The organism is Pseudomonas hamedanensis (assembly GCF_014268595.2).
In the GTDB taxonomy this organism is placed as follows: Bacteria; Pseudomonadota; Gammaproteobacteria; order Pseudomonadales; family Pseudomonadaceae; genus Aquipseudomonas; species Aquipseudomonas hamedanensis.
Window position 1 is genome coordinate 4613685 of record NZ_CP077091.1, and the last position, 23529, is coordinate 4637213.

The following is a 23529-nucleotide window of genomic DNA, read 5'->3' on the forward strand; positions in this document are numbered from 1 at the left end:
GGTGAAAGCGCACTGCGGCGACTGGCATTTGCACTGTAGCGACCTGCACGCTTGAACGGCGCCGACAATCGGCGTATCAACGAGCCACGCGTCCGCCAACCGAGTGCGCCCATGTCCCAGGATTTCTACTTTTTGCTGATGCCGGGGTTCTCCGCCATCGGCTTTATCTCCGCGATCGAACCGCTGCGCGTAGCCAACCGTTTTCGCGGGGAGCTGTATCGTTGGCATGTTCTCAGCGCCGATGGCGGCGCGGTGCTGGCGAGTAACGGCATGTCGGTCAACGCCGACGCGGCGCTGGAGCCGCTGAAGAAAGGCGCGACGTTGCTGGTGGTGGCCGGGTTCGAACCGCTGAAATTCATGACGCCGGCGCTGGAGCAGTGGTTGCGCCGGCTGGACAAGGAAGGCGTGACCCTCGGCGCCATCGACACCGGCAGCTTCGTCCTCGCCGAAGCGGGCTTGCTCGATGGGCATCGCCTGACCCTGCACTGGGAAGCTATTGACGCGTTCAAGGAATCTTATCCACAGCTCAGCGTGACCCAGGAGCTGTTCGAGATCGACCGGCGGCGGATCACCTCGGCCGGTGGCACGGCGTCGATTGATTTGATGCTCGACCTGATCGCCCAGGCCCACGGCCCGCAACTGGCGATTCAGGTCAGCGAGCAATTTGTGCTGGGGCGCATTCGCCCGCGCAAAGACCACCAGCGCATGGAAGTCGCCACGCGCTACGGCATCAACAACAAGAAGCTGGTGCAGGTGATTGGCGAGATGGAGCAACACAGCGAACCGCCGCTGACCACGCTGCAATTGGCGGAGTCGATCAAGGTCACGCGGCGGCAACTGGAGCGTTTGTTTCGGCTGCATCTGAACGATACGCCGAGCAACTTCTATCTACGGTTAAGGCTTGAGAAAGCCCGGCAGCTGTTGCGCCAGACCGACATGAGCGTGCTCGAAGTCAGCATCGCCTGCGGCTTTGAATCACCGTCGTATTTCACCCGCAGCTATCGCGCCCGCTTCGCCCGCTGCCCCCGGGAAGACCGGCGTACCGCCCAAGCCTGAATGGATGCACACAAACCCCCTGTAGGAGTGAGCCTGCTCGCGATAGCGGTCTATCGGCTGACATGTGTGGGACTGACCCACCGCTATCGCGAGCAGGCTCACTCCTACAATGCGATCAGCGTTATTTCTTCACCAACGCCGAACACGCCGCCTTGTAAGCCTCATGCTGATACTTGTTCAACGTCCCCGGCAGCTCGAAATTATGCTTCTTGGCCTGTGCATTGATCGTCTGCGGCGACAACAGCGTCACCTCACAGCCATCAAGCAACTGAAACACACCCTCAATCTTGAACGTCGTCGGCCCACCGGCAAACTCACCCTTCTTGCTGCGCTTCTTGATCGCAATCCGGTCCACCGAATTCTCCCGCACAAACGACGCCACCTGCGCCGCGAACCGCCGCACATTCGCCGCCTCGTCATCCTCTTCAAGCGCAATCTTTTTTGTCGCGAGAGGGACGTGACTCAACGTCGAACCGTCGAGCGCAGCCACAGCGATGATCGCTTCGCTGCCTTTGATTTCAATGCCGCAGATGTTCATGGGAGTTCCTTTGAATAAAGAGGGCAGCCTACAGCTCGAGCTGACTGGCTGTGATGCCGAACGCGGCGGCGATTTTCTCGCGGGTGGCCTTGCGGGGCTTGGCGACTGTTTCCTGCTGGGCAAACGCCGGTTGCGAGATGCCCATGCGCTTGGCGACTTCTTCCTGAGTCAGGTTGAGATGTTCGCGCCAGGCACGGATCGGTGTCGCGCCGTCAACCATCTGGCTGACCACTTCATGAGGAATCATTGATTTATCCTTTTTATGTTTATTCCTGCCCGATCGACTCCAAAAACTCCGACCGCTCGTCACTCATCCGCGCCACGCAGTCATTCTGCGCAATGGTGAACGCCTTACTTCCCGCCGTTGCCGGGAACGCTTCCACCGCGCAGTCGGCATCGCGGGTTTTCAGCCATTGCTGCTGTGCCGTCTTCAACTTGGCAGTGATATCCGCCAGCTGTGTCGGGTTCTTGCCGTACGCAGTCTGCAGGCGTTCGTTGAGGCTGGCGTAGTTGTCTTTGAGCAGGTCTTCGGCGGTGGTGCGGCTGTAGGCCGAGCATTCCAGGGTCTGGATGTCGTTTTCCACCGCGTCGCACGGGTTGTTCTCGGATTCTTCAGCGGCGTGGACGCCGGTCGCAATCAGTGCCAGGGCGAGGAAGATCGATTTCATTGAGGTCGCTCTAATCCAGTGGTGTGTGCAGGATGCGGCAGATTCTGGCGCAAGCGCGCAGGCTTGAACAGGTCACCGAGCGCAGCGGCCGACGACCCTTTGTCGCGGATTGACGCTTTCGGCAATTCCCCTGTCGTTTTTGCACCCGGTCGCCCCGGCACCGAGGCATATGCTGGCCCCAAAGCGCCGGCAGACGATTCGGCGCATGAATCGCCAATAAGGGGACGCCTGATGAGCCCAGCCGAATTACACGCCGACAGCATCGTTATCGACGGTCTGATCATTGCCAAATGGAACCGCGAGCTGTTCGAAGACATGCGCAAGGGCGGTCTGACGGCAGCCAATTGCACCGTGTCGGTGTGGGAAGGCTTTCAGGCGACCGTGAACAACATTGCTGCCAGCCAGAAGCTGATCCGCGAGAACAGCGACCTGGTGATGCCGGTGCGCACCACCGCCGACATCCGTCGCGCCAAGGAGCAGGGCAAGACCGGCATCCTCTTCGGCTTCCAGAATGCTCACGCCTTTGAAGACCAGATCGGCTATGTCGAAGTGTTCAAGCAGCTCGGCGTCGGCATCGTGCAAATGTGCTACAACACCCAGAACCTGGTCGGCACCGGCTGCTACGAGCGTGACGGCGGCCTGTCGGGTTTCGGTCGCGAGATCGTCGCCGAGATGAACCGCGTCGGCGTCATGTGCGACCTGTCCCACGTCGGTTCCAAGACCTCCGAAGAAGTCATCCTCGAATCGAAAAAACCGGTGTGCTACTCGCACTGCCTGCCGTCGGGTCTCAAAGAGCACCCGCGCAACAAGTCCGATGAAGAACTGAAGTTTATTGCCGACCATGGCGGTTTTGTCGGTGTGACCATGTTCGCGCCGTTCCTCGCCAAGGGCATCGATTCGACTATCGACGATTACGCCGAAGCCATCGAATACACCATGAACATCGTCGGCGAAGACGCCATCGGCATCGGTACCGATTTCACTCAGGGCCACGGCCAGGACTTCTTCGAGTACCTGACCCACGACAAGGGTTACGCCCGCCGTCTGACCAGCTTCGGCAAGATCATCAACCCGCTGGGCATCCGCACCGTCGGCGAATTCCCCAACCTCACCGAAACCCTGCTCAAGCGCGGTCACTCCGAACGCGTGGTGCGCAAGATCATGGGCGAGAACTGGGTCAACGTCTTGAAGGATGTCTGGGGCGAATAAGCCGCCGCACTTCTGAATCCTTTCCCCCGGCCATCCGCGCCGGGGGCAACAAACCAAATTTTCTGGAGTTAAGTTTCCATGGCCAAGATCGCCCCGCAATTGCCTATCGAAGTCGACAGCGAGACCGGTGTCTGGACCTCCGACGCCCTGCCGATGCTCTACGTGCCACGTCACTTCTTCGTCAACAACCACATGGGCATCGAGGAAGTGCTGGGCGCTGACGCCTACGCCGAGATCCTCTACAAGGCCGGCTACAAATCCGCCTGGCACTGGTGCGAAAAAGAAGCCGAATGCCACGGTCTGGAAGGCGTCGCAGTGTTCGAGCATTACATGAAGCGCTTGTCGCAGCGCGGCTGGGGCCTGTTCAAAATTCAGGACATCGACCTCGACAAAGGCACCGCCAGCGTCAAGCTCGAGCACTCCGCATTCGTCTACGTCTATGGCAAGGTCGGGCGCAAGGTCGATTACATGTTCACTGGCTGGTTTGCCGGCGCCATGGATCAAATCCTTGAAGCCCGTGGCAGCAAGATCCGCACTGTGGCCGAACAAGTCTACGGAGGCTCCGAAGAGGGCCACGATGACGGCTTGTTCATCGTCAAGCCGTTGTAAGCCGAGGACCGTGCCATGGCTTTCGAAGCAATGTTCCAGCCGATCCAGATCGGCAAACTGACCATCCGCAACCGCGTGCTCAGCACTGCGCACGCCGAGGTCTACGCGACTGACGGCGGCATGACCACCGAGCGCTACGTCAAATATTACGAAGAGAAAGCCAAGGGCGGCATCGGCCTGGCGATCTGCGGCGGCTCCTCGGTGGTCGCCATCGACAGCCCGCAGCAGTGGTGGAGTTCGGTCAACCTGTCGACCGACCGGATCATTCCGCACTTCCAGAATCTGGCCGACGCCATGCACAAGCATGGCGCCAAGATCATGATCCAGATTACCCACATGGGTCGCCGCTCGCGCTGGGACGGTTTCCACTGGCCGACCCTGATGTCACCGTCGGGCATCCGCGAACCGGTGCACCGCGCCACCTGCAAGACCATCGAGCCGGAAGAAATCTGGCGGGTGATCGGCAACTACGCCCAGGCCGCGCGCCGGGCCAAGGCCGGTGGCCTTGACGGTGTTGAGCTGTCGGCCGTGCACCAGCACATGATCGACCAGTTCTGGAGCCCGCGCGTCAACAAGCGCACCGACGAATGGGGCGGCAGCTTCGAAGGCCGAATGAAGTTCGGTCTGGAAGTGCTCAAAGCCGTGCGCGCCGAGGTCGGTGACGACTTCTGCGTGGGCATGCGCCTGTGCGGTGACGAGTTCCACCCGGACGGCCTGTCCCACGAAGACATGAAGCAGATCGCCAAGTATTACGACGACACCGGCATGCTCGATTTCATCGGCGTGGTCGGCTCGGGTTGCGACACCCACAACACCCTGGCCAACGTCATTCCGAACATGAGTTATCCACCGGAGCCGTTCCTGCACCTGGCTGCCGGGATCAAGGAAGTGGTCAAGGTGCCGGTGCTGCACGCGCAGAACATCAAGGACCCGAATCAGGCCACGCGCATTCTCGAGGGCGGCTACGTCGACATGGTCGGCATGACCCGCGCGCATATTGCTGACCCGCACCTGATCGCCAAGATCAAGATGGGCCAGATCGATCAGATCAAGCAGTGCGTGGGCGCCAACTATTGCATTGACCGCCAGTATCAGGGGCTGGACGTGCTGTGCATCCAGAACGCTGCGACCTCCCGTGAGTACATGGGCGTGCCGCACATCATCGAGAAATCCACCGGGCCGAAACGCAAAGTGGTGGTCGTCGGTGCCGGCCCGGCCGGGATGGAAGCCGCGCGCGTCGCCGCCGAACGTGGCCACGACGTGACCCTGTTCGAGAAAAAAGACTTCATCGGCGGGCAGATCACCACGGCGTCGAAAGCGCCGCAGCGCGACCAGATTGCCGGTATCACCCGTTGGTTCCAGCTGGAACTGGCGCGGCTGAAGGTCGATCTGCGTCTGGGCACGGCGGCCGATGCCGACACGATCATGGACCTGCGTCCGGATGTGGTGGTGCTGGCAGTCGGTGGTCATCCGTACCTTGAGCAGAACGAGCACTGGGGCGCGGCCGAAGGCCTGGTGGTGAGCAGCTGGGACGTGCTCGACGGCAAAGTCGCGCCGGGCAAGAACGTGCTGGTCTACGACACCATTTGCGAGTTCACCGGGATGTCGGTTGCCGACTTCCTCGCTGACAAGGGTAGCCAGGTCGAGATCGTCACCGACGACATCAAACCGGGCGTGGCCATCGGCGGCACCTCGTTCCCGACCTACTACCGCAGCATGTACCCGAAAGAAGTGATCATGACCGGCGACATGATGCTGGAGAAGGTCTATCGCGAGGGCGACAAACTGGTTGCGGTGCTGGAGAACGAATACACCGGTGCGAAAGAGGAGCGGGTGGTCGATCAGGTGGTCGTCGAAAACGGCGTACGCCCGGACGAGGAAATCTACTACGCCCTCAAGGACGGCTCGCGCAACAAGGGCCAGATCGACGTCGAAGCGCTGTTCGCGATCCAGCCGCAGCCTTCGCTGAGCGAGGCGGGCGACGGCTACTTGCTGTTCCGCATCGGCGACTGCGTGGCGCAGCGAAATACCCACGCCGCGATCTATGACGCACTCAGACTGTGTAAAGACTTCTAAAGGCTTGCACACAACCCTGTGGGAGCGAGCTTGCTCGCGAAAGCGGTGGGTCAGTCGACATCGATGTTGAATGTCAGTCCGCCTTCGCGAGCAAGCTCGCTCCCACAGGAACCGAGTAAGGCATCTCGACCTGCAAGACCCGAGGTCTTTGGGAGCTGCACCTATGTTGAACACCCTTCTTCCAATCCTGTTGTTCGCAGCCCTGGGCCTTGCTGTCCTCGGCGCGTTGCGGCGGGTGAACATGTGGCGCCGGGGGCGGGCGGCGAAGGTCGATCTGCTTGGCGGTCTGCTGGCCATGCCCAAGCGCTACATGGTCGATCTGCACCACGTCGTGGCGCGGGACAAATACATTGCCAACACCCACGTCGCCACGGCGGGCGGCGCGGTGGCGTCGATTGTGCTGGCGATTCTGGTGCACGGTTTCGGCCTGCATAACCGCATCCTCGGCTACGCCCTGCTGCTGATGTCGGCGGTGATGTTCGTCGGCGCGATCTTCATGTACCTGCGCCGACGCAACCCGCCGGCACGCCTGTCGAAAGGCCCGTGGATGCGTCTGCCGAAAAGCCTGCTGGCATTCTCCGCGTCGTTTTTCCTGGTGACCCTGCCGGTGGCCGGGATCCTGCCGGAGAACTTCGGCGGCTGGGTGCTCGCGGTCATTCTTGGTATCGGTGTGCTGTGGGGCGTGACCGAATTGTTCTTCGGCATGACCTGGGGCGGGCCGATGAAACACGCCTTTGCCGGTGCCTTGCACCTGGCCTGGCACCGTCGTCCCGAGCGCTTTGGTGGCGGTCGCTCCACTGGTTTGAAACCGCTGGACCTGAACAATCCCGATGCGCCGCTGGGCGTGGAAAAACCCAAGGATTTCACCTGGAACCAGTTGCTCGGTTTCGACGCCTGCGTGCAATGCGGCAAGTGTGAAGCGGCCTGCCCGGCCTTCGCCGCCGGCCAACCGCTGAACCCGAAAAAACTGATTCAGGACATGGTCGTCGGCCTCGCTGGTGGCACCGATGCCAAATTCGCCGGTAGCCCGTATCCAGGCAAGCCTGTGGGCGAACACGGCGGCAACCCGCATCAACCGATCGTCAACGGTCTGGTCGATGCCGAAACCCTGTGGTCGTGCACCACCTGCCGCGCCTGCGTCGAGGAATGCCCGATGATGATCGAGCACGTCGATGCCATCGTCGACATGCGCCGTCATCTGACCCTGGAAAAAGGCGCGACGCCGAACAAGGGTGCCGAAGTGCTGGAAAACCTCATCGCCACCGACAACCCTGGCGGCTTCGCCCCGGGCGGGCGGATGAACTGGGCGGCGGACCTGAACCTGAATCTGCTCAGCGAGAAGAAATCCACCGACGTGCTGTTCTGGGTCGGCGACGGCGCCTTCGACATGCGCAACCAGCGCACGTTGCGCGCGTTCGTCAAAGTGCTGAAAGCGGCGAAAATCGACTTCGCCGTGCTTGGCCTCGAAGAACGCGACAGCGGTGACGTGGCCCGGCGCCTCGGCGACGAAGCGACGTTCCAGACGCTAGCGAAACGCAATATCCAGACCCTGGCCAAATACAGCTTCAACCGCATCGTCACTTGTGATCCGCACAGTTTCCACGTGCTGAAAAACGAGTACGGCGCCTTTGACGGCAACTACCTGGTGCAGCACCACAGCACCTACATGGCCGAGATCATCCAGGCTGGCGCGCTCAATCTTGGGCAGCACAAAGGCAACAGCGTGACGTATCACGATCCGTGCTACCTGGGGCGTTACAACGGCGAATACGAAGCACCGCGTGAAGTGCTGCGTGCGCTCGGCATCGAAGTCAAAGAGATGCAACGTTCCGGTTTCCGTTCGCGCTGCTGCGGCGGCGGTGGCGGCGCGCCGATCACTGACATTCCGGGCAAGCAGCGGATTCCCGACATGCGCATGGAAGACATCCGCGAGACCGGCGCCGAACTGGTGGCCGTGGGCTGTCCACAGTGCACGGCGATGCTTGAAGGCGTGGTCGAACCACGTCCGCTGATCAAGGACATTGCCGAACTGGTGGCCGACGCCTTGCTCGAAGACGCGGCGCCGAGCAAACCTGCCACGCCGGCCAAACGTGAACCTGCGGAGGTCCATTGATGAGCGACATTATCCGCCGCGACCCGCGTGCCGAATGGATCGCGCGCAACCGCCTGCATCCGCTGCACGCAGCGATGCAACCGGCGCAGCACAGCTGGATGGGGCCTAACGGCGTCATCCGCAAGAACCCCCACGGCATGGGCTTTGTCGGGCCCAACGGCATCAAGCGAATCGACCGCAGCGGCGCTCAGCAGGGCGGGGCAGTCAAACGCTCGGCCACGGTGGAAGTGCAATTGCCGCTGCATCAGGTACCGGCGCCGGCGTTCTACATTTGCGTGGTGCCGGACATGGTCGGCGGCCGCCTGAGCAGCCACGACCGCGACCTGCTCGGCCTCGCTCATCAACTCGCAGGCACCGCCGGTGCAGTGTTGGCGGTGGTCTTTGGCGAGCACAAGGAAAGCGCTTTCGAAACCGCTGGCGTCGATCGCTTGCTGGTGCTCGAAGGCGAGGAATTCAGCGGTTATGCACCGGAGCAACGGGTGCAAGGTTTGCGCGCTGTGGATAACCAGTTCAACCCGCGCCATTGGTTGCTGCCTGACAGCCGCAGCGGTGGTGGCGAACTCGGTCGTCGCTTTGCCGCAGCGTTGGGTGAGCGTCCGGCAACACGGGTGTGGCAGGTCAAGGATCAAGAGTGCATCGGCCGCGCCGGTGCGGGGCTGCAAGACCTTGCGCGTCCGGTTGCGCGGTTGATTCTCGCCGCTGCCGAATGCGCTGAACCGGTCAGCGAAACCCGTCACGAAGCGTTGCCAGTGGAGTTATCCACAAGCGTGGCGCGCAGCCTGTCGCGGATCGAAGATCTCGGCGCGGTGGCGGTGGACCCGGCGGCGATTCCAATGGCCGAGGCCGAGTTCATCTTCTCCGGCGGCAACGGCGTGAAAGACTGGGCGCTGTTCCACGAAACGGCGGCAGCGCTCGGCGCCACTGAAGGCGCTTCGCGCGTTGCGGTGGACGACGGTTTCATGGCCCGTGACCGCCAGGTCGGCGCGTCTGGCACCTGGGTTACGGCTCGGGTGTACGTCGCGGTGGGTATTTCCGGGGCGATCCAGCACCTGCAAGGCATCGGTGCCTGCGACAAGGTGGTGGCGATCAACCTTGATCCGGGCTGCGACATGATCAAACGCGCCGACCTCTCGGTGATCGGCGAAAGCGCAGAGATTCTGCGCGCACTGATCGCGGCAGTTGAGGCCTATCGCAACGACGCCAAGCGCGACGCGGCTTAAGGAAACCCTATGAACAGTAAAGTGATCAGTCTGGTCTCGATCGGCGCCCACCCGACCTCCGGCCGGCCTCGTCGCGCCGACCAGGATGCGCGCGCGGTGGAACTGGGCCTGCAACTGGCTGGGGATAACCTGCAAGTGCTGCACGCCGGCGATGCCGCCGAACCTGCGTTGCGCGCCTATCTGGGCATGGGCCTTGAGCAGTTGCATGTGCTGGAACAACCGCCGGGGGGCGATGCTCTGCCGGCATTGACCGAGTATCTGCGCGATGCCGGGGCGCAAGTGGTGCTGACCGGCAGTCAGGCGGAAACCGGTGAAGGCTCGGGGATGTTGCCGTTCCTCCTGGCTGAAGGGCTGGGCTGGCCGCTGGTGGTGGGTCTGGCGCAGGTCGAGTCGATCAATGACGGTTCGGCGCTGGTCCTGCAAGCGTTGCCGCGCGGGCAGCGACGGCGGCTGAAGGTGAAACTGCCGTTTCTGGCGACTGTGGATAACGCCGCGCCCAAGCCTCGGCAGAGTGCTTATGGCCCGGCACGGCGTGGGGGGCTGGAGGCCGACGACGTCGAGATCGTTAACGACGACCTTTTGGCGGTCGCCACCTTGCAACCAGCTAAACCGAGACCAAAACGCCTGAAAGTAATCACGGCCAAGAGCGGCGCCGACCGCATGAAAGCGGCGACAGCCAAGGCCAGTGGCGGCGGCGGTCAAGTGCTCAAAGGCGTCACCCCACAGGCCGGCGCCGAGGCCATTCTCAAGCTGCTGATCGAAGAAGGCGTCGTCCGCTGACACCGCCACTATCCTCTGTGGGAGCGGGCTTGCTCGCGAATGCGTCGGGTCAGTCGACAAATATGTTGGCCGATGAACCGCTTTCGCGAGCAAGCCCGCTCCCACAGGTATTGGGTCGACAGCTGTCATTTGTTGACATGAAAAACCGCCTTGGCTGTGGTTGTTCCGGCGTTCAAATGCAGGTTAAAACCGTCGCTCAAGCCTAAGGAGTCAAGCGAATGACCGTTAAGTTTCGACCTGCCCGGTGCACGGATGCGCGCGACATTGCGCGTTTGTTTCAGATTTCCTCGGAGGGCGCCTCGGATTACATCTGGAGCCAATTGGCGCAGCCGGGCGAGGATTTGCTCGATGTCGGTGAGCGGCGTTATGCCCGCGACGATGTGGATTTTTCCTGGCAGAACTGCCTGATTGCCGAGGCTGAAGGGTGCGTCGTGGGCATGATGCACAGCTACGCCATGCGCGAAGACCCCGAGCCTGCGCCGCCCACCGATCCGGTGCTGGCGCCATATGCCGACATGGAAGTGGCGGATTCGTTGTACATCTCCAGCCTGGCGCTGCATGAAGGCTGGCGCAACCAGGGGCTGGGCGTGCAGTTCCTCCAGCATGCCCAGAAGCGCGCCGATCAGTTGGCGCTCAAAGGCCTGAGCCTGATCGACTATTCGGCCAATACCGGTGCGCGGCGATTCTACGAGCGCCACGGCTTTGGCATTGTTAAAACCTGCCAAGTGGCGCCGCATCCGCTGATCCGGGTGACAGGTGAGGCTTATCTGATGTATCGCGCTTAGCATGTAGTTATCCACTGAGCTGGGTTTACGCACAATCGCTGTTGGTCAGTCTGTGGATAACATGTTTGCCCATCGCTGCGGACCACGCAGAGCGTGCCCTTTGCACAGGAGCTCAAAAAATAACCAATTTAAGTTGCGGTTTTTTCGAGGGTTTTTCCGTGAACGGATCTTACAGTTGCCCCCAATCTCTGTTGGCGCTTCTGTGGATAAGATGTTCGCTATCAGCTGTAGGCTATATGGATCAAGGCTTACACACGTTTGATCAATTATTGACCAAATGCAGCTTTCCAGCGTTACAAGCGGCCTGAGCAAGCGCTTTTCCCCAGTTGAGCACGCTTTTCCACAAGCAAGCCAAAGTTACCCCCGATCTCTGTTGGCGCTTCTGTGGATAACATGTTCGCTCCCCGCTAGAAGCCTTTATAACCGTGGCTTGCAGGGCTTTGATCAAAAAACGCTCAACGGTTGTTGGGAACCATGCTTCTGAATAAGTCACGGTTTTTCTTTATAAATCAGAAAGATATTTTTCATCTCGTTCACAGTTACCCCCATTTGCTGTGGGTGAGCATGTGGATAACTTGTTCGCGGAAGGCTGGAGGGCTTGGTGGGCATGGGCGGCGGGGTGGTTGGTCAGAAATTGTGCAATCGGGTTTGAGAAACGTGTCGTCTGTCAGGAAGCCTTCGCGAGCAAGCCCGCTCCCACAGTTGAAATGCATTCCACCTGTGGGAGCGGGCTTGCTCGCGAAGCTTTTGCTTTTAGCCTTGAACCGGAACACCTTTGAGATACGGAGCAGGCTCTGCCCCGAGGTTGTTCAACATCCGCTCGCTGTACCAATCGACGAAGTTGACCACGCCAAACTCATAAGTCTTGGAGTAAGGCCCAGGCTGGTAAGCGGTGGAGTTGATCCCGCGCTGGTTTTCCTCTGCCAGACGGCGGTCCTGGTCGTTGGTCGCGTCCCACACCTGGCGCATGCGTTCGACGTCGTAATCGACACCCTCGACCGCGTCCTTGTGCACCAGCCATTTGGTGGTGACCATGGTTTCCTGGGCGCTGATCGGCCACACGGTGAAGACGATGATGTGGTCGCCCATGCAGTGGTTCCACGAATGCGGCAGGTGCAGGATGCGCATCGAACCCAGATCCGGGTTCTTGATCCGGCCCATCAGTTTCGCGCAGCCCTGTTTGCCGTCGAGGGTCATCGACACAGTGCCCTTGAGCAGGGGCATGCGCACGATGCGGTTGCGCAGACCGAAACTGGCATGGGCGTAAGGGATCTTCTCGGCTTCCCAGGCGGCGGCTGAGGCGGCGACGTGGTCCTTGAACGCCTGGTCGGCGCGCGGGTCGGTGACGTCGTCCCACTCCAGCAGGGTTTTCAGCAGTTCCGGGTGCGAGGCGTTGCAGTGGTAGCACTCGCGGTTGTTTTCCAGCACCAGTTTCCAGTTAGCCTTTTCCATCAAGGTGGTGGTAATCGCCACCTTGGTGTTCTCCATGTCGTACGGTTCCATGTAATGGTTGAGCGTCGACAGGAAGTCATCGATGGCCGGCGGATTTTCCGCCAGGCTGATGAAGATGTAGCCGCCAGCGGTTTTCACGTTCACCGGTTTCAGACCGTACTGCTTCATGTCGAAGTCGGCGCCCATCTCGGTGCCGGCGAACAACAGGCGACCATCCAGCTCGTAGGTCCACTGGTGGTAATGGCAGACCAGTTTGGCGACCTTGCCTTTTTCACTGGTGCACAGCCGTGAGCCACGGTGGCGGCAGACGTTGTGAAACGCATGCACCACACCTTCGGCACCACGAATGACGATGATCGGGTTCTTGCCGACCTGCAGGGTCAGGTAATTGCCCTTGGCCGGGATCTCGCAGGTCATGCCGGCGATCAACCACTCTTTCTGAAAGATCTCCTGCATGTCGATATCGAACAACCGCTCGTCGCTGTAGAACGGCTGTGGCAGGGAGAAGGTGCGCTCGCGCTCCTGAAGCATTTGCGCGGTGGCCTTGCGTGCGGGTTCCAGCGGATCGCCCAGGCTGATTTTTGCGGTGACGTCCATCGATGTAATCCTCATGGCCCTCTGCGTGGCCGGCGAAAGTGGCTGATCAGGTGTGCTGCAAAACGGTTGCTACGCAAGGTGTAAAGAAGTCGTCTTGTGTTGAGGCGAGTGTGGGGCCGGCGCGGCCCGCAACCTTATCCATGGGCGACATGGCGCAATCTGTTCCCGACGCGCAACCCCCGGTGGTTGGGGGCTGGTCGCGATAAGTATGTCAATGTCGCGAATAGGTAAACGCACGCTCGGCGCTATACGCAGAATCGCCGACATGAGGCCGACAGTCGGCCGTGGAGAACAGCATGTCCAACAGCTTCCTGAATCCGGTCACCACCCAGACCTGGGCCAATGGCCGACACATTGTCCGTTGCGTCAAAGTCATCCAGGAAACCTGGGATGTGCGCACCTTCTGCTTCATGGCCGACCAGCCGATCCTGTTCTTCTTCAAGCCCGGGCAGTTCGTCACCCTGGAGCTGGAAATCGAAGGCCAGCCGATCATGCGCTCCTACACCATCTCCAGCTCGCCGTCGGTGCCGTACAGCTTTTCGGTGACGATCAAACGGGTGCCGGGCGGCAAGGTGTCGAACTGGTTGCACGACACCCTGCATGAGGGGCAGGAGCTGGCGGTGCACGGCCCGGTCGGTCTGTTCAATGCGATGGACTTCCCGAGCCCGAAAGTCCTGTATCTGAGCGGCGGGGTCGGCATCACGCCGTGCATGTCGATGGCGCGCTGGTTCTACGACACCAACGCCAACGTCGACATGACCTTCGTGCACAGCGCGCGCTCGCCGAAAGACATCATTTACCACCGCGAGCTGGAACACATGGCCTCGCGCATCGACAACTTCAGCCTGCACCTGATCTGTGAAAAGCACGGCCTCGGCGAGCCTTGGGCCGGGTATCGCGGTTATCTGAATCACAAGATGCTCGAATTGATGGTCCCCGACTTCCTCGAGCGCGAAGTGTTCTGCTGCGGCCCGACGCCGTACATGAACGCGGTCAAACGCCTGCTGGAAGTGGCCGGTTACGACATGTCGCGTTATCACGAGGAGTCCTTCGGCGCCACGCCACCCGAGGCTCGCGCCGATGCAGTGGAACAGGCCGAACAAGCCGCCGATGCGCCGGAAATCGACGCAGCGGATCTGCATCAGGTCGAATTCACTGCCTCCGGCAAAAGCATCCGCGTGGCACCGGGCGAAACCGTGCACGCGGCGGCAGCCAAGCTTGGCCTGATGATTCCGAAAGCCTGCGGCATGGGTATTTGCGGGACGTGCAAGGTAATGAAACTGGGCGGCGAGGTGGAGATGGAGCACAACGGCGGGATTACCGAGGACGATGAGGCTGAAGGGTTTATCTTGTCGTGCTGCAGTGTGCCGAAGGGGGATGTGCGGATTGAGTTTTAAGTAGGTTGTACTTGATCGTTCCCACGTGCAGCAAAGGAATGCAGCCCGGGACGCTCCGCGTCCCATTTCAATACCAGCACTGAACCTTGATCAGCCCCTCAATTCCCGCGTAGTCCCTGGCACTCGAATAACGCCAGTGCTCCGGTAAATCCACATACCCGCGTTTCACCGGGTTGTTGTGAATGTAATCAAGCTTCTGACGCATCACTGATTCGCCGTAGACCATCTCTGCGTGCGCGCCTTCTTGCCATAGCTGATACAACCGATCCTGCTTGTGCGCACGCTTGCTGAAGCGCAGGCGCTGCAGGGCTTTGTTGGCGCCTTTTGTTTGCAAGTCGTTGATGATCTGTCGCGCAGTGAAGGACTTGAACTGGCTGAGGCACTTCCCTAGGTCGGGCGCTTGGGCAACAAAGTGAAGATGGTTTTCCAGAATCACGTAACCGTACAGTTTCAACTCGTGATGAGCCTGTTGATATCGCCAGCAATTGAGCAGGTGTTCAACGATGTACGGACGAATGAATAACGGCAACCACTCCATGACCGTGCAGGTGAGGAAGTGTGGCTTGTCGGCTTCGGTAATCGTATAGCGGCTGCGGCCCATGGGATTCTTCCTTGAATCTTGCGGTGCGACGGAGATGGAACGCGGAGCGTCCCGGGATGCATTCCCACGCAGAGCGTGGGAACGATCAGGGTGAGGCGTGAGGATTTAACTCGCTAGAGGAAGAAGTCACTGGTGTTCGTGGGAAACGTCATTTAGACGCGGGATCGTCTCCACGCTCCGCGTGGGAATGCCGCCACTGACGCTCTGCGTCATAGCGGTGTTCAGCTGTCGCCAATGGTGAAGCTGGAACGCGGAGCGTCCCGAGAGGCATTCCCACGCAGAGCGTGGGAACGATCGTGACGGCCTCTTCGCGCAGGGAGGGAACTAGGCAGACATGACTTCGCGAATATCGCGCGCCAGTTCGCGCACACGCTCTTCTTCGGTGTCCCAGGAGCACATGAAGCGCGCGCCGCCCTTGCCGATGAAGGTGTAGAAGCGCCAGTTCTTCGCGGTCAGGGCGGCAATGGCCGGCTCGGACAGTTGCAGGAACACGCCGTTGGCCTGCACCGGGAACATCAGCTCGACGCCGGGGATGTCGCTGACCAGCTCGGCGAGCAGTTGCGCGCAGTGGTTGGCGTGGCGGGCGTATTTGAGCCAGGCGTCGTTTTCCAGAATGCCGACCCACGGTGCTGACAAAAAGCGCATCTTCGACGCCAGTTGCCCGGCCTGTTTGCAGCGGTAGTCGAAGTCTTCAGCGAGTTTGTGGTTGAAGAACAGAATCGCTTCACCCACCGCCATGCCGTTCTTGGTGCCGCCGAAGCACAGCACGTCGACGCCGGCCTTCCAGGTCAGGTCGGCGGGGGAACAGCCGAGGAATGCGCAGGCGTTGGAGAAACGTGCGCCGTCCATGTGCAGGTGCAGGCCGAGTTCCTTGCAGGTGGCGCTGATCGCGCGGACTTCTTCCGGGGTGTAGACGCTGCCGACTTCGGTGGCCTGGGTCAGGGTGACCACGCGCGGTTTCGGGTAATGGATGTCCTGGCGCTTGAGCGCGACTTCGCGGATCGACTGCGGGGTGATCTTGCCGTTTTCGGTGCCGGCGATCAGCAGTTTCGAACCGTTGGAGAAAAATTCCGGGGCGCCGCATTCGTCGGTTTCGACGTGGGCGGTTTCCGAGCAGATCACGCTGTGGTAACTCTGGCACAGCGACGACAGGGCCAGCGAGTTGGCGGCGGTGCCGTTGAAGGCGAAGAACACTTCGCAGTCGGTTTCGAACAGTTTGCGGAAATGATCGGCCGCGCGGGCGGTCCATTCATCGTCGCCGTAAGCGCGCTGGTGGCCGTGGTTGGCCTGTTCCATGGCCGCCCAGGCTTCGGGGCAGATACCGGAATAGTTGTCGCTGGCGAATTGTTGGCTCTTGTCGGTCATGGCCGGCTTCCGTGATCGAAGCGCTTTTGACGCTTCGTTGGTCAATGAGGGTGCGCACTTTACCGAAGATCATCCGGGGAGCACACGGGATGTCGCTGGCAGAACTTTACAAGGACACGGGCCGATTATGCACCTGAGAAAACGCGACGGCGCCCTCGATTTGCTCAAGTGGCTGGCGCTGCTGAGCATGTTGCTCGATCACCTGCGCTATGTCGGGTTCTCCGCCGATTGGCTCTACGTGCCGGGGCGGCTGGCGTTTCCGTGGTTTTGCCTGGCGATGGCGGCGAATCTGGCCCGTGACGGCAGGCGGAAAACGGAATGGCGTTATCTGGGCTGGCTGGTGCTGTTCAGCGCTGTCAGTGAAATTCCGTATCGCTTGTACATACCCGAGCCTGACACCTTGAACGTAATGCCGACCCTGGCGCTGGGCCTGCTGGTGGCTCGGGGCTGGCAGGATTCAGCGCCGGTGTCGCGATTGCTCGCGTTGGCCGCGCTGGTCGCCGCGGCGGTGTTTTCAGAGCGACTGATGTTCGGCTTTTTCGGAGTGATGCTGCCGTTGGCGATGCTGCTGGTATTTCGCCGGCCATGGTCTCTCAGTGTGTTGCCGGGGCTGATTTGTCTCGCCGCGAATCAATGGCAGGTGCTGCTTGAATCGGCGCGGTTCGGCAGCAGCCTGGCGACTCTCGGCCTGGCGACGTGTCTGTTTGCGCCGATGCTGGGGATGTTCTTGTTGCGACATCTGCGACATCTCCAGCCACCACCGATGCGCCGCTGGGCTTATGCGCTTTATCCCGTGCACTTCCTAATGTTGCTCGCCGTCCGTGCGGCATACACCTAACCCTTGTGGGAGCGGGCTTGCTCGCGAAGGCGGTGTGTCAGGCGGCATTGATGTGACTGACACGGCCTCTTCGCGAGCAAGCCCGCTCCCACAGGGGATCTCCACAGTTTTGGATGATGTGTCCGACCAGCCTTTTCCAGCCATGTCGTAAACGCACCTTTGCGTGGCGCGCGCAGGCATTTGAGCTGTCTGTGCCGGTCATACCATCGCATCAAAGGGCACCGCTGCGATTGCCGGTGCCTCACCGAGACGAAATGGCGCACAGATGCCGCTGGGAGAGACGCGATGTTCAGCAAGCAAGACCAGATCCAGGGTTACGACGATGCACTGCTGGCGGCGATGAATGCCGAGGAGCAACGTCAGGAAGATCACATCGAGCTGATCGCGTCGGAGAACTACACCAGCAAGCGCGTCATGCAGGCACAAGGCAGCGGCCTGACCAACAAGTACGCCGAAGGCTATCCGGGCAAGCGCTACTACGGCGGCTGCGAGCATGTGGATAAAGTCGAAGCGCTGGCCATCGAACGCGCCAAGCAACTGTTCGGCGCCGATTACGCCAACGTCCAGCCGCACTCCGGATCTTCCGCCAACAGCGCCGTGTACCTGGCGCTGATCAAGCCGGGCGACACCATTCTGGGCATGAGCCTGGCCCACGGCGGTCACCTGACCCACGGCGCGAAAGTGTCGTCCTCGGGCAAGCTTTACAACGCCGTGCAGTACGGTATCAACACCGACACCGGGCTGATCGACTACGACGAAGTCGAGCGTCTGGCCGTCGAATGCCAACCGAAAATGATCGTTGCCGGTTTCTCGGCGTATTCGAAGACTCTGGACTTCCCGCGCTTCCGTCAGATCGCCGACAAGGTCGGTGCGCTGCTGTTCGTCGACATGGCCCACGTTGCCGGCCTCGTCGCCGCTGGCCTGTACCCGAACCCGCTGCCGTATGCCGACGTGGTCACTACCACTACCCACAAAACTCTGCGCGGTCCGCGTGGCGGGCTGATCCTGGCCAAGTCCAACGAAGAGATCGAGAAAAAGCTTAACGCCGCGGTCTTTCCCGGCGCCCAGGGCGGCCCGCTGATGCACGTCATCGCCGGTAAAGCGGTGTGCTTCAAGGAAGCGCTGGAGCCTGGCTTCAAGGCTTATCAGCAGCAAGTGATCGACAACGCCCAGGCGATGGCCGGCGTGTTTATCAAGCGGGGCTACGATGTCGTCTCCGGTGGCACCGACAACCACCTGTTCCTGGTCAGCCTGATCCGTCAGGGCCTGACCGGTAAAGATGCCGATGCCGCGCTGGGCCGTGCGCACATCACCGTCAACAAGAATGCCGTGCCGAACGACCCGCAGTCGCCGTTCGTGACCTCGGGCCTGCGCATCGGCACCCCGGCGGTGACCACCCGAGGCTTCAAGGTCAGCCAGTGCGAAACCCTCGCCGGCTGGATCTGCGACATCCTCGACAACCTCGGCGATGCCGACGTCGAGGCCAATGTCGCCCAGCAGGTTTCGGCCCTGTGCGCTGACTTCCCGGTTTATCGCTGAGCGTTTTGGAGTAACTGACTATGCAACGCTATTCCGGCTTCGGCCTGTTCAAACACTCGCTCAGCCACCACGAAAACTGGCAGCGCATGTGGCGCACGCCCACCCCGAAAAAAGTCTACGACGTGGTCATCGTCGGCGGCGGCGGGCATGGCCTGGCGACGGCCTACTACCTGGCCAAGGAACACGGCATCACCAATGTCGCCGTGGTCGAGAAAGGCTGGCTGGGCGGCGGTAACACCGCGCGCAACACCACCATCGTCCGTTCCAACTACCTGTGGGACGAGTCGGCGCACCTCTACGAACACGCGATGAAATTGTGGGAAGGCCTGTCGCAGGATCTCAACTACAACGTGATGTTCTCCCAGCGCGGCGTCTACAACCTGTGCCACACCCTGCAGGACATTCGTGATTCCGAGCGTCGGGTCAGCGCCAACCGCCTTAATGGCGTCGATGGCGAGCTGCTCGACGCCAAGCAGGTTGCGGACGAAATTCCATACCTCGACTGCTCAAAGAACACCCGCTACCCGATCATGGGCGCCACCGTCCAGCGTCGCGGCGGCGTCGCCCGTCACGACGCCGTGGCCTGGGGCTTTGCCCGTGCCGCCGATGCCTTGGGCGTGGACCTGATCCAGCAGACCGAGGTGATCGGTTTCCGCAAGGAAAACGGCGTGTGCATCGGCGTTGAAACCAACAAGGGTTTCATCGGTGCCAAGCGCGTCGGCGTGGTGACTGCCGGTAATTCCGGGCACATGGCCAAGCTTGCCGGTTTCCGCCTGCCGATCGAATCCCACCCGCTGCAAGCGCTGGTGTCCGAGCCGATCAAACCGATTATCGACAGCGTGATCATGTCCAACGCCGTGCACGGTTACATCAGCCAGTCCGACAAGGGCGATCTGGTGATCGGCGCCGGCATCGACGGCTACAACGGCTACGGCCAGCGTGGTTCGTACCCGGTGATCGAGCACACCATTCAGGCCATCGTCGAAATGTTCCCGGTGCTCTCGCGGGTGCGCATGAACCGTCAGTGGGGCGGCATCGTCGACACCACCCCGGACGCCTGCCCGATCATCTCGAAAACGCCGGTACCGAACATGTTCTTCAACTGCGGTTGGGGCACCGGCGGCTTCAAGGCCACCCCGGGCTCGGGCAACGTGTTTGCCGCAAGCCTCGCGAAGGGTGAAATGCACCCCTTGGCCGCACCGTTTTCCATCGACCGTTTCCACAACGGTGCGCTCATCGACGAACACGGCGCTGCTGCCGTCGCCCACTAACAGGAGAAATCCCTATGTTGCACATCTTCTGTCCTCACTGCGGCGAACTGCGCTCCGAAGAGGAATTCCATGCATCCGGCCAGGCGCACATCCCGCGTCCGCTGGATCCGAACGCCTGCACCGACGAGGAGTGGGGCGATTACATGTTCTTTCGTGATAACCCGCGCGGTCTGCATCACGAGTTGTGGGACCACGTTGCCGGTTGCCGCCAGTATTTCAACGTCACCCGCGACACTGTGACCTACGAGATTCTCGAGAGCTACAAGATCGGCGAGAAGCCGCAATTCACTGACAAGGCTGACACTCAGAAAGCGGCCGCCACGGCTCTGGGAGAGAAGGTATGAGCCAGATCAATCGCCTGTCCAACGGTGGACGGATCGACCGCAACAAAGTGCTGAGCTTCACCTTCAACGGCCAGACCTACAAAGGCTTTGAAGGCGACTCGCTGGCCGCCGCCCTGATCGCCAACGGCGTCGACATCATTGGCCGCAGTTTCAAGTATTCGCGTCCTCGCGGGATCTTCGCTGCCGGTGCCGAAGAGCCGAACGCTGTGCTGCAGATTGGCGCTACTGAAGCCACGCAGATTCCCAACGTGCGCGCCACGCAACAGGCTTTGTATCAAGGCTTGGTCGCCACTAGCACCAACGGCTGGCCAAGCGTCAACAACGACATGATGGGCATTCTCGGCAAGGTCGGCGGCAAGCTGATGCCGCCGGGCTTTTACTACAAAACCTTCATGTACCCGCAATCGTTCTGGATGACTTACGAGAAGTACATCCGCAAGGCCGCAGGTTTAGGCCGCTCGCCGACCGAGAACGATCCGGACACCTACGACTACATGAACCAGCACTGCGACGTGCTGATCGTTGGTGCCGGCCCGGCCGGTCTGGCCGCTGCCCTGGCGGCGGCGCGCAGTGGTGCGCGGGTGATTCTGGCCGATGAGCAGGAAGAGTTTGGCGGCAGCCTGCTCGACTCGCGCGAAAGCCTCGACGGCAAGCCGGCGATGGAGTGGGTCGCCAGTGTCATCGCGGAACTGGCGAACACCCCGGACGTGCTGCTGTTGCCGCGCGCCACGGTCAACGGTTATCACGACCACAACTTCCTGACCATTCACGAACGTCTCACCGATCACCTCGGTGACCGTGCGCCGATCGGTCAGGTACGGCAGCGCATCCACCGCGTGCGCGCCAAGCGTGTGGTGCTGGCTACCGGCACCCATGAGCGTCCGCTGGTCTACGGCAACAACGATGTGCCGGGCAACATGCTCGCCGGTGCTGTCTCGACTTACGTGCGCCGCTACGGCGTCGCACCGGGCAAGAAGCTTGTCTTGTCGACCAACAACGATCACGCCTATCGCGTCGCTCTCGATTGGCTCGATGCCAGTCTACAAGTGGTCGCCATCGCCGACGCCCGCAGCAATCCGCGCGGTGCATTGGTGGAAGAGGCGCGCGCCAAGGGCATTCGTATCCTCACCGGCAGCGCCGTGATCGAAGCCCGTGGCAGCAAGCGCGTCACCGCTGCCCGGGTCGCCGCGATTGACGTCAAGGCACACGCCGTGACCAGCCCGGGCGAATGGCTCGACTGCGATGTGGTCGCCAGCTCCGGCGGTTACAGTCCGGTGGTGCACTTGGCCTCGCACCTGGGCGGCAAGCCGGTCTGGCGCGAAGACATCCTCGGATTTGTGCCGGGCGAAGCGCCGCAGAAACGCGTGTGCGTCGGTGGCATCAACGGCGTCTACGGTCTGGGCGATGCCTTGGCCGACGGTTTCGAAGGCGGCGTGCGCGCGGCCGTCGAAGCCGGTTTCCAGACCGTCGAAGGCGTGTTGCCCAAAGCGCTGAGCCGTCTCGAAGAGCCAACGCTGGCGCTGTTCCAGGTGCCCCACGAGAAGAACTCGGCGCGTGCACCGAAGCAATTCGTCGACTTCCAGAACGATGTCACCGCCGGTGGCATCGAACTGGCGACCCGTGAAGGTTTCGAGTCGGTCGAGCACGTCAAACGCTATACCGCGCTAGGCTTCGGCACCGATCAGGGCAAGCTCGGCAACGTCAACGGTCTGGCCATCGCCGCCCGTTCGTTGAACGTGACCATCCCGCAGATGGGCACCACCATGTTCCGCCCGAACTACACGCCGGTGACTTTCGGCGCCGTGGCCGGTCGGCACTGTGGACACATCTTCGAACCGGTGCGCTACACCGCACTGCATGCCTGGCATGTGAAGAACGGCGCCGAGTTTGAAGACGTCGGTCAGTGGAAGCGTCCATGGTACTTCCCGAAAAACGGTGAAGACCTGCACGCCGCGGTGAAGCGCGAATGCAAAGCCGTGCGCGACAGCGTCGGCCTGCTGGACGCCTCGACCCTCGGCAAGATCGACATTCAAGGCCCGGATGCCCGCGAGTTCCTTAACCGCGTGTACACCAACGCCTGGACCAAACTCGACGTGGGCAAGGCCCGCTACGGTTTGATGTGCAAGGAAGACGGCATGGTCTTCGACGACGGTGTGACGGCGTGTCTGGCCGATAACCATTTCGTCATGACCACCACCACCGGCGGCGCCGCACGCGTACTGCAGTGGCTGGAGCTGTACCACCAGACCGAATGGCCGGACCTGAAGGTTTACTTCACCTCCGTCACCGACCACTGGGCGACCATGACCCTGTCCGGGCCGAACAGCCGCAAGCTGCTCAGCGCCGTGACCGACATTGATCTGAGCAACGAAGCGTTCCCGTTCATGACCTGGAAAGAAGGTCTGGTCGGCGATGTGCCGGCGCGGGTGTTCCGCATCTCGTTCACCGGTGAACTGTCTTACGAAGTCAACGTGCAGGCCGACTATGCGATGGGCGTGCTGGAGAAAATCGTCGAGGCCGGCAAGCAATACAACCTGACGCCGTACGGCACCGAAACCATGCACGTGCTGCGTGCCGAGAAGGGTTTCATCATCGTCGGCCAGGACACCGACGGCTCGATGACCCCGGACGATCTGAACATGGGCTGGTGTGTCGGTCGCACCAAACCGTTCTCGTGGATCGGCCAGCGCGGCATGAACCGTGAAGACTGCGTACGCGATCAGCGTAAACAGTTGGTCGGTCTCAAGCCCATCGATCCGACCAAGTGGCTGCCGGAAGGTGCGCAGCTGGTGTTCAACACCAAGCAGGCGATCCCGATGACCATGGTCGGCCACGTGACCTCGAGCTACGCGCACAACTCCCTCGGTTATTCGTTTGCCATGGGCGTGGTCAAGGGCGGTCTCAAGCGTCTGGGTGAGCGGGTGTTTGCACCGCTGGCCGATGGCAGCGTGATCGAGGCGGAAATCGTTTCTTCGGTGTTCTTCGATCCGAAGGGTGAGCGGCAGAACATCTGAAACTGATCGTTCCCACGCTCCGCGTGGGAATGCATCCCGGGACGCTCCGCGTCCCAA

The 23529-nt window shown here is 61.2% G+C and carries 19 protein-coding genes and 1 pseudogene; 14 read left to right on the forward strand and 6 right to left on the reverse strand.

All coding sequences use genetic code 11. From position 1 onward, the window contains the following. Positions 1–111 precede the first annotated feature (111 nt). Positions 112–1056, forward strand: coding sequence for a GlxA family transcriptional regulator (locus tag HU739_RS20080; RefSeq protein ID WP_186549250.1), 945 nt, complete (start codon positions 112–114; stop codon positions 1054–1056). 121 nt (positions 1057–1177) lie between these two features. Here the strand turns inward: HU739_RS20080 and HU739_RS20085 are convergent, their stop codons facing one another. From HU739_RS20085 to HU739_RS20095, 3 genes and pseudogenes are all read right to left on the reverse strand, one after another. Then, entirely contained in the window at positions 1178–1594 is a 417-nt protein-coding gene (locus HU739_RS20085) for a DUF3010 family protein (protein ID WP_186549248.1), read from the reverse strand. Positions 1595–1622: 28 nt separating this feature from the next. Next, positions 1623–1841, reverse strand: a pseudogene (locus HU739_RS20090) (helix-turn-helix domain-containing protein); the annotation flags it as partial. Positions 1842–1860: 19 nt separating this feature from the next. After that, positions 1861–2262 carry a lysozyme inhibitor LprI family protein gene (locus HU739_RS20095; RefSeq protein ID WP_186549246.1) on the reverse strand — a complete coding sequence of 134 codons (402 nt, stop codon included), beginning with the start codon at positions 2260–2262 and terminating at the stop codon, positions 1861–1863. A gap of 231 nt (positions 2263–2493) precedes the next feature. Here HU739_RS20095 and HU739_RS20100 point away from each other — a divergent pair, with 231 nt between their 5' ends. The 7 genes from HU739_RS20100 to HU739_RS20130 all read left to right on the forward strand — a co-directional run bounded on the left by HU739_RS20100 (position 2494) and on the right by HU739_RS20130 (position 11054). After that, positions 2494–3471: a dipeptidase gene (locus HU739_RS20100; RefSeq protein WP_027610650.1), complete on the forward strand. Its 978-nt coding sequence runs from the start codon at positions 2494–2496 to the stop codon at positions 3469–3471. Between the two features lie 78 nt (positions 3472–3549). Beyond that, a complete protein-coding gene (locus HU739_RS20105; RefSeq protein WP_186549244.1) occupies positions 3550–4080 on the forward strand; it encodes a 4-vinyl reductase in 531 nt (176 codons plus the stop codon). 15 nt (positions 4081–4095) lie between these two features. Next, positions 4096–6156 carry a dimethylglycine demethylation protein DgcA gene (gene dgcA / locus HU739_RS20110; protein ID WP_186549242.1) on the forward strand — a complete coding sequence of 687 codons (2061 nt, stop codon included), beginning with the start codon at positions 4096–4098 and terminating at the stop codon, positions 6154–6156. 163 nt (positions 6157–6319) lie between these two features. Next, on the forward strand, positions 6320–8269 hold the full coding sequence (gene dgcB, locus HU739_RS20115; RefSeq protein ID WP_186549240.1) for a dimethylglycine demethylation protein DgcB: 1950 nt from the start codon (positions 6320–6322) through the stop codon (positions 8267–8269). Further along, the gene (gene etfA, locus HU739_RS20120) at positions 8269–9489 is read left to right on the forward strand and encodes an electron transfer flavoprotein subunit alpha (protein ID WP_186549238.1); all 1221 of its coding nucleotides are present in this window, start codon (positions 8269–8271) and stop codon (positions 9487–9489) included. Before dgcB ends, etfA begins: the two co-directional genes overlap by 1 nt. A 9-nt stretch (positions 9490–9498) precedes the next feature. After that, the gene (gene etfB, locus HU739_RS20125) at positions 9499–10269 is read left to right on the forward strand and encodes an electron transfer flavoprotein subunit beta (RefSeq protein ID WP_186549236.1); all 771 of its coding nucleotides are present in this window, start codon (positions 9499–9501) and stop codon (positions 10267–10269) included. A gap of 218 nt (positions 10270–10487) precedes the next feature. After that, complete coding sequence (locus tag HU739_RS20130; protein WP_186549234.1) at positions 10488–11054, forward strand: GNAT family N-acetyltransferase; 567 nt, start codon at positions 10488–10490, stop codon at positions 11052–11054. A 753-nt stretch (positions 11055–11807) separates the two neighbouring features. Here the strand turns inward: HU739_RS20130 and gbcA are convergent. After that, on the reverse strand, positions 11808–13103 hold the full coding sequence (gene gbcA / locus HU739_RS20135; protein ID WP_016772823.1) for a glycine-betaine demethylase subunit GbcA: 1296 nt from the start codon (positions 13101–13103) through the stop codon (positions 11808–11810). 296 nt (positions 13104–13399) lie between these two features. On the opposite strand from gbcA, the gene gbcB reads away from it, so the two are divergent. Further along, positions 13400–14500 carry a glycine-betaine demethylase subunit GbcB gene (gene gbcB / locus HU739_RS20140; protein ID WP_186549232.1) on the forward strand — a complete coding sequence of 367 codons (1101 nt, stop codon included), beginning with the start codon at positions 13400–13402 and terminating at the stop codon, positions 14498–14500. Between the two features lie 67 nt (positions 14501–14567). On the opposite strand, the gene HU739_RS20145 is transcribed toward gbcB, so the two are convergent. Together HU739_RS20145 and HU739_RS20150 are read right to left on the reverse strand one after the other, a co-directional pair. After that, positions 14568–15101, reverse strand: coding sequence for an REP-associated tyrosine transposase (locus HU739_RS20145; RefSeq protein WP_186549230.1), 534 nt, complete (start codon positions 15099–15101; stop codon positions 14568–14570). Positions 15102–15425: 324 nt separating this feature from the next. After that, positions 15426–16466: a threonine aldolase family protein gene (locus HU739_RS20150; protein WP_016772826.1), complete on the reverse strand. Its 1041-nt coding sequence runs from the start codon at positions 16464–16466 to the stop codon at positions 15426–15428. A gap of 127 nt (positions 16467–16593) precedes the next feature. On the opposite strand from HU739_RS20150, the gene HU739_RS20155 reads away from it, so the two are divergent. The 5 genes from HU739_RS20155 to HU739_RS20175 all read left to right on the forward strand — a co-directional run bounded on the left by HU739_RS20155 (position 16594) and on the right by HU739_RS20175 (position 23472). Next, complete coding sequence (locus tag HU739_RS20155; RefSeq protein WP_186549228.1) at positions 16594–17304, forward strand: TraX family protein; 711 nt, start codon at positions 16594–16596, stop codon at positions 17302–17304. Positions 17305–17589: 285 nt separating this feature from the next. Continuing rightward, positions 17590–18843, forward strand: coding sequence for a serine hydroxymethyltransferase (gene glyA / locus HU739_RS20160; protein WP_186549226.1), 1254 nt, complete (start codon positions 17590–17592; stop codon positions 18841–18843). A gap of 20 nt (positions 18844–18863) precedes the next feature. Further along, positions 18864–20114 carry a sarcosine oxidase subunit beta gene (locus HU739_RS20165; RefSeq protein WP_016772829.1) on the forward strand — a complete coding sequence of 417 codons (1251 nt, stop codon included), beginning with the start codon at positions 18864–18866 and terminating at the stop codon, positions 20112–20114. A 14-nt stretch (positions 20115–20128) separates the two neighbouring features. Then, positions 20129–20458 carry a sarcosine oxidase subunit delta gene (locus HU739_RS20170; protein WP_186549224.1) on the forward strand — a complete coding sequence of 110 codons (330 nt, stop codon included), beginning with the start codon at positions 20129–20131 and terminating at the stop codon, positions 20456–20458. Then, positions 20455–23472 (forward strand): sarcosine oxidase subunit alpha, encoded by a 3018-nt coding sequence (locus tag HU739_RS20175; RefSeq protein WP_186549222.1) that lies wholly within the window; start codon positions 20455–20457, stop codon positions 23470–23472. Before HU739_RS20170 ends, HU739_RS20175 begins: the two co-directional genes overlap by 4 nt. The last annotated feature ends 57 nt before the right edge of the window (positions 23473–23529 follow it).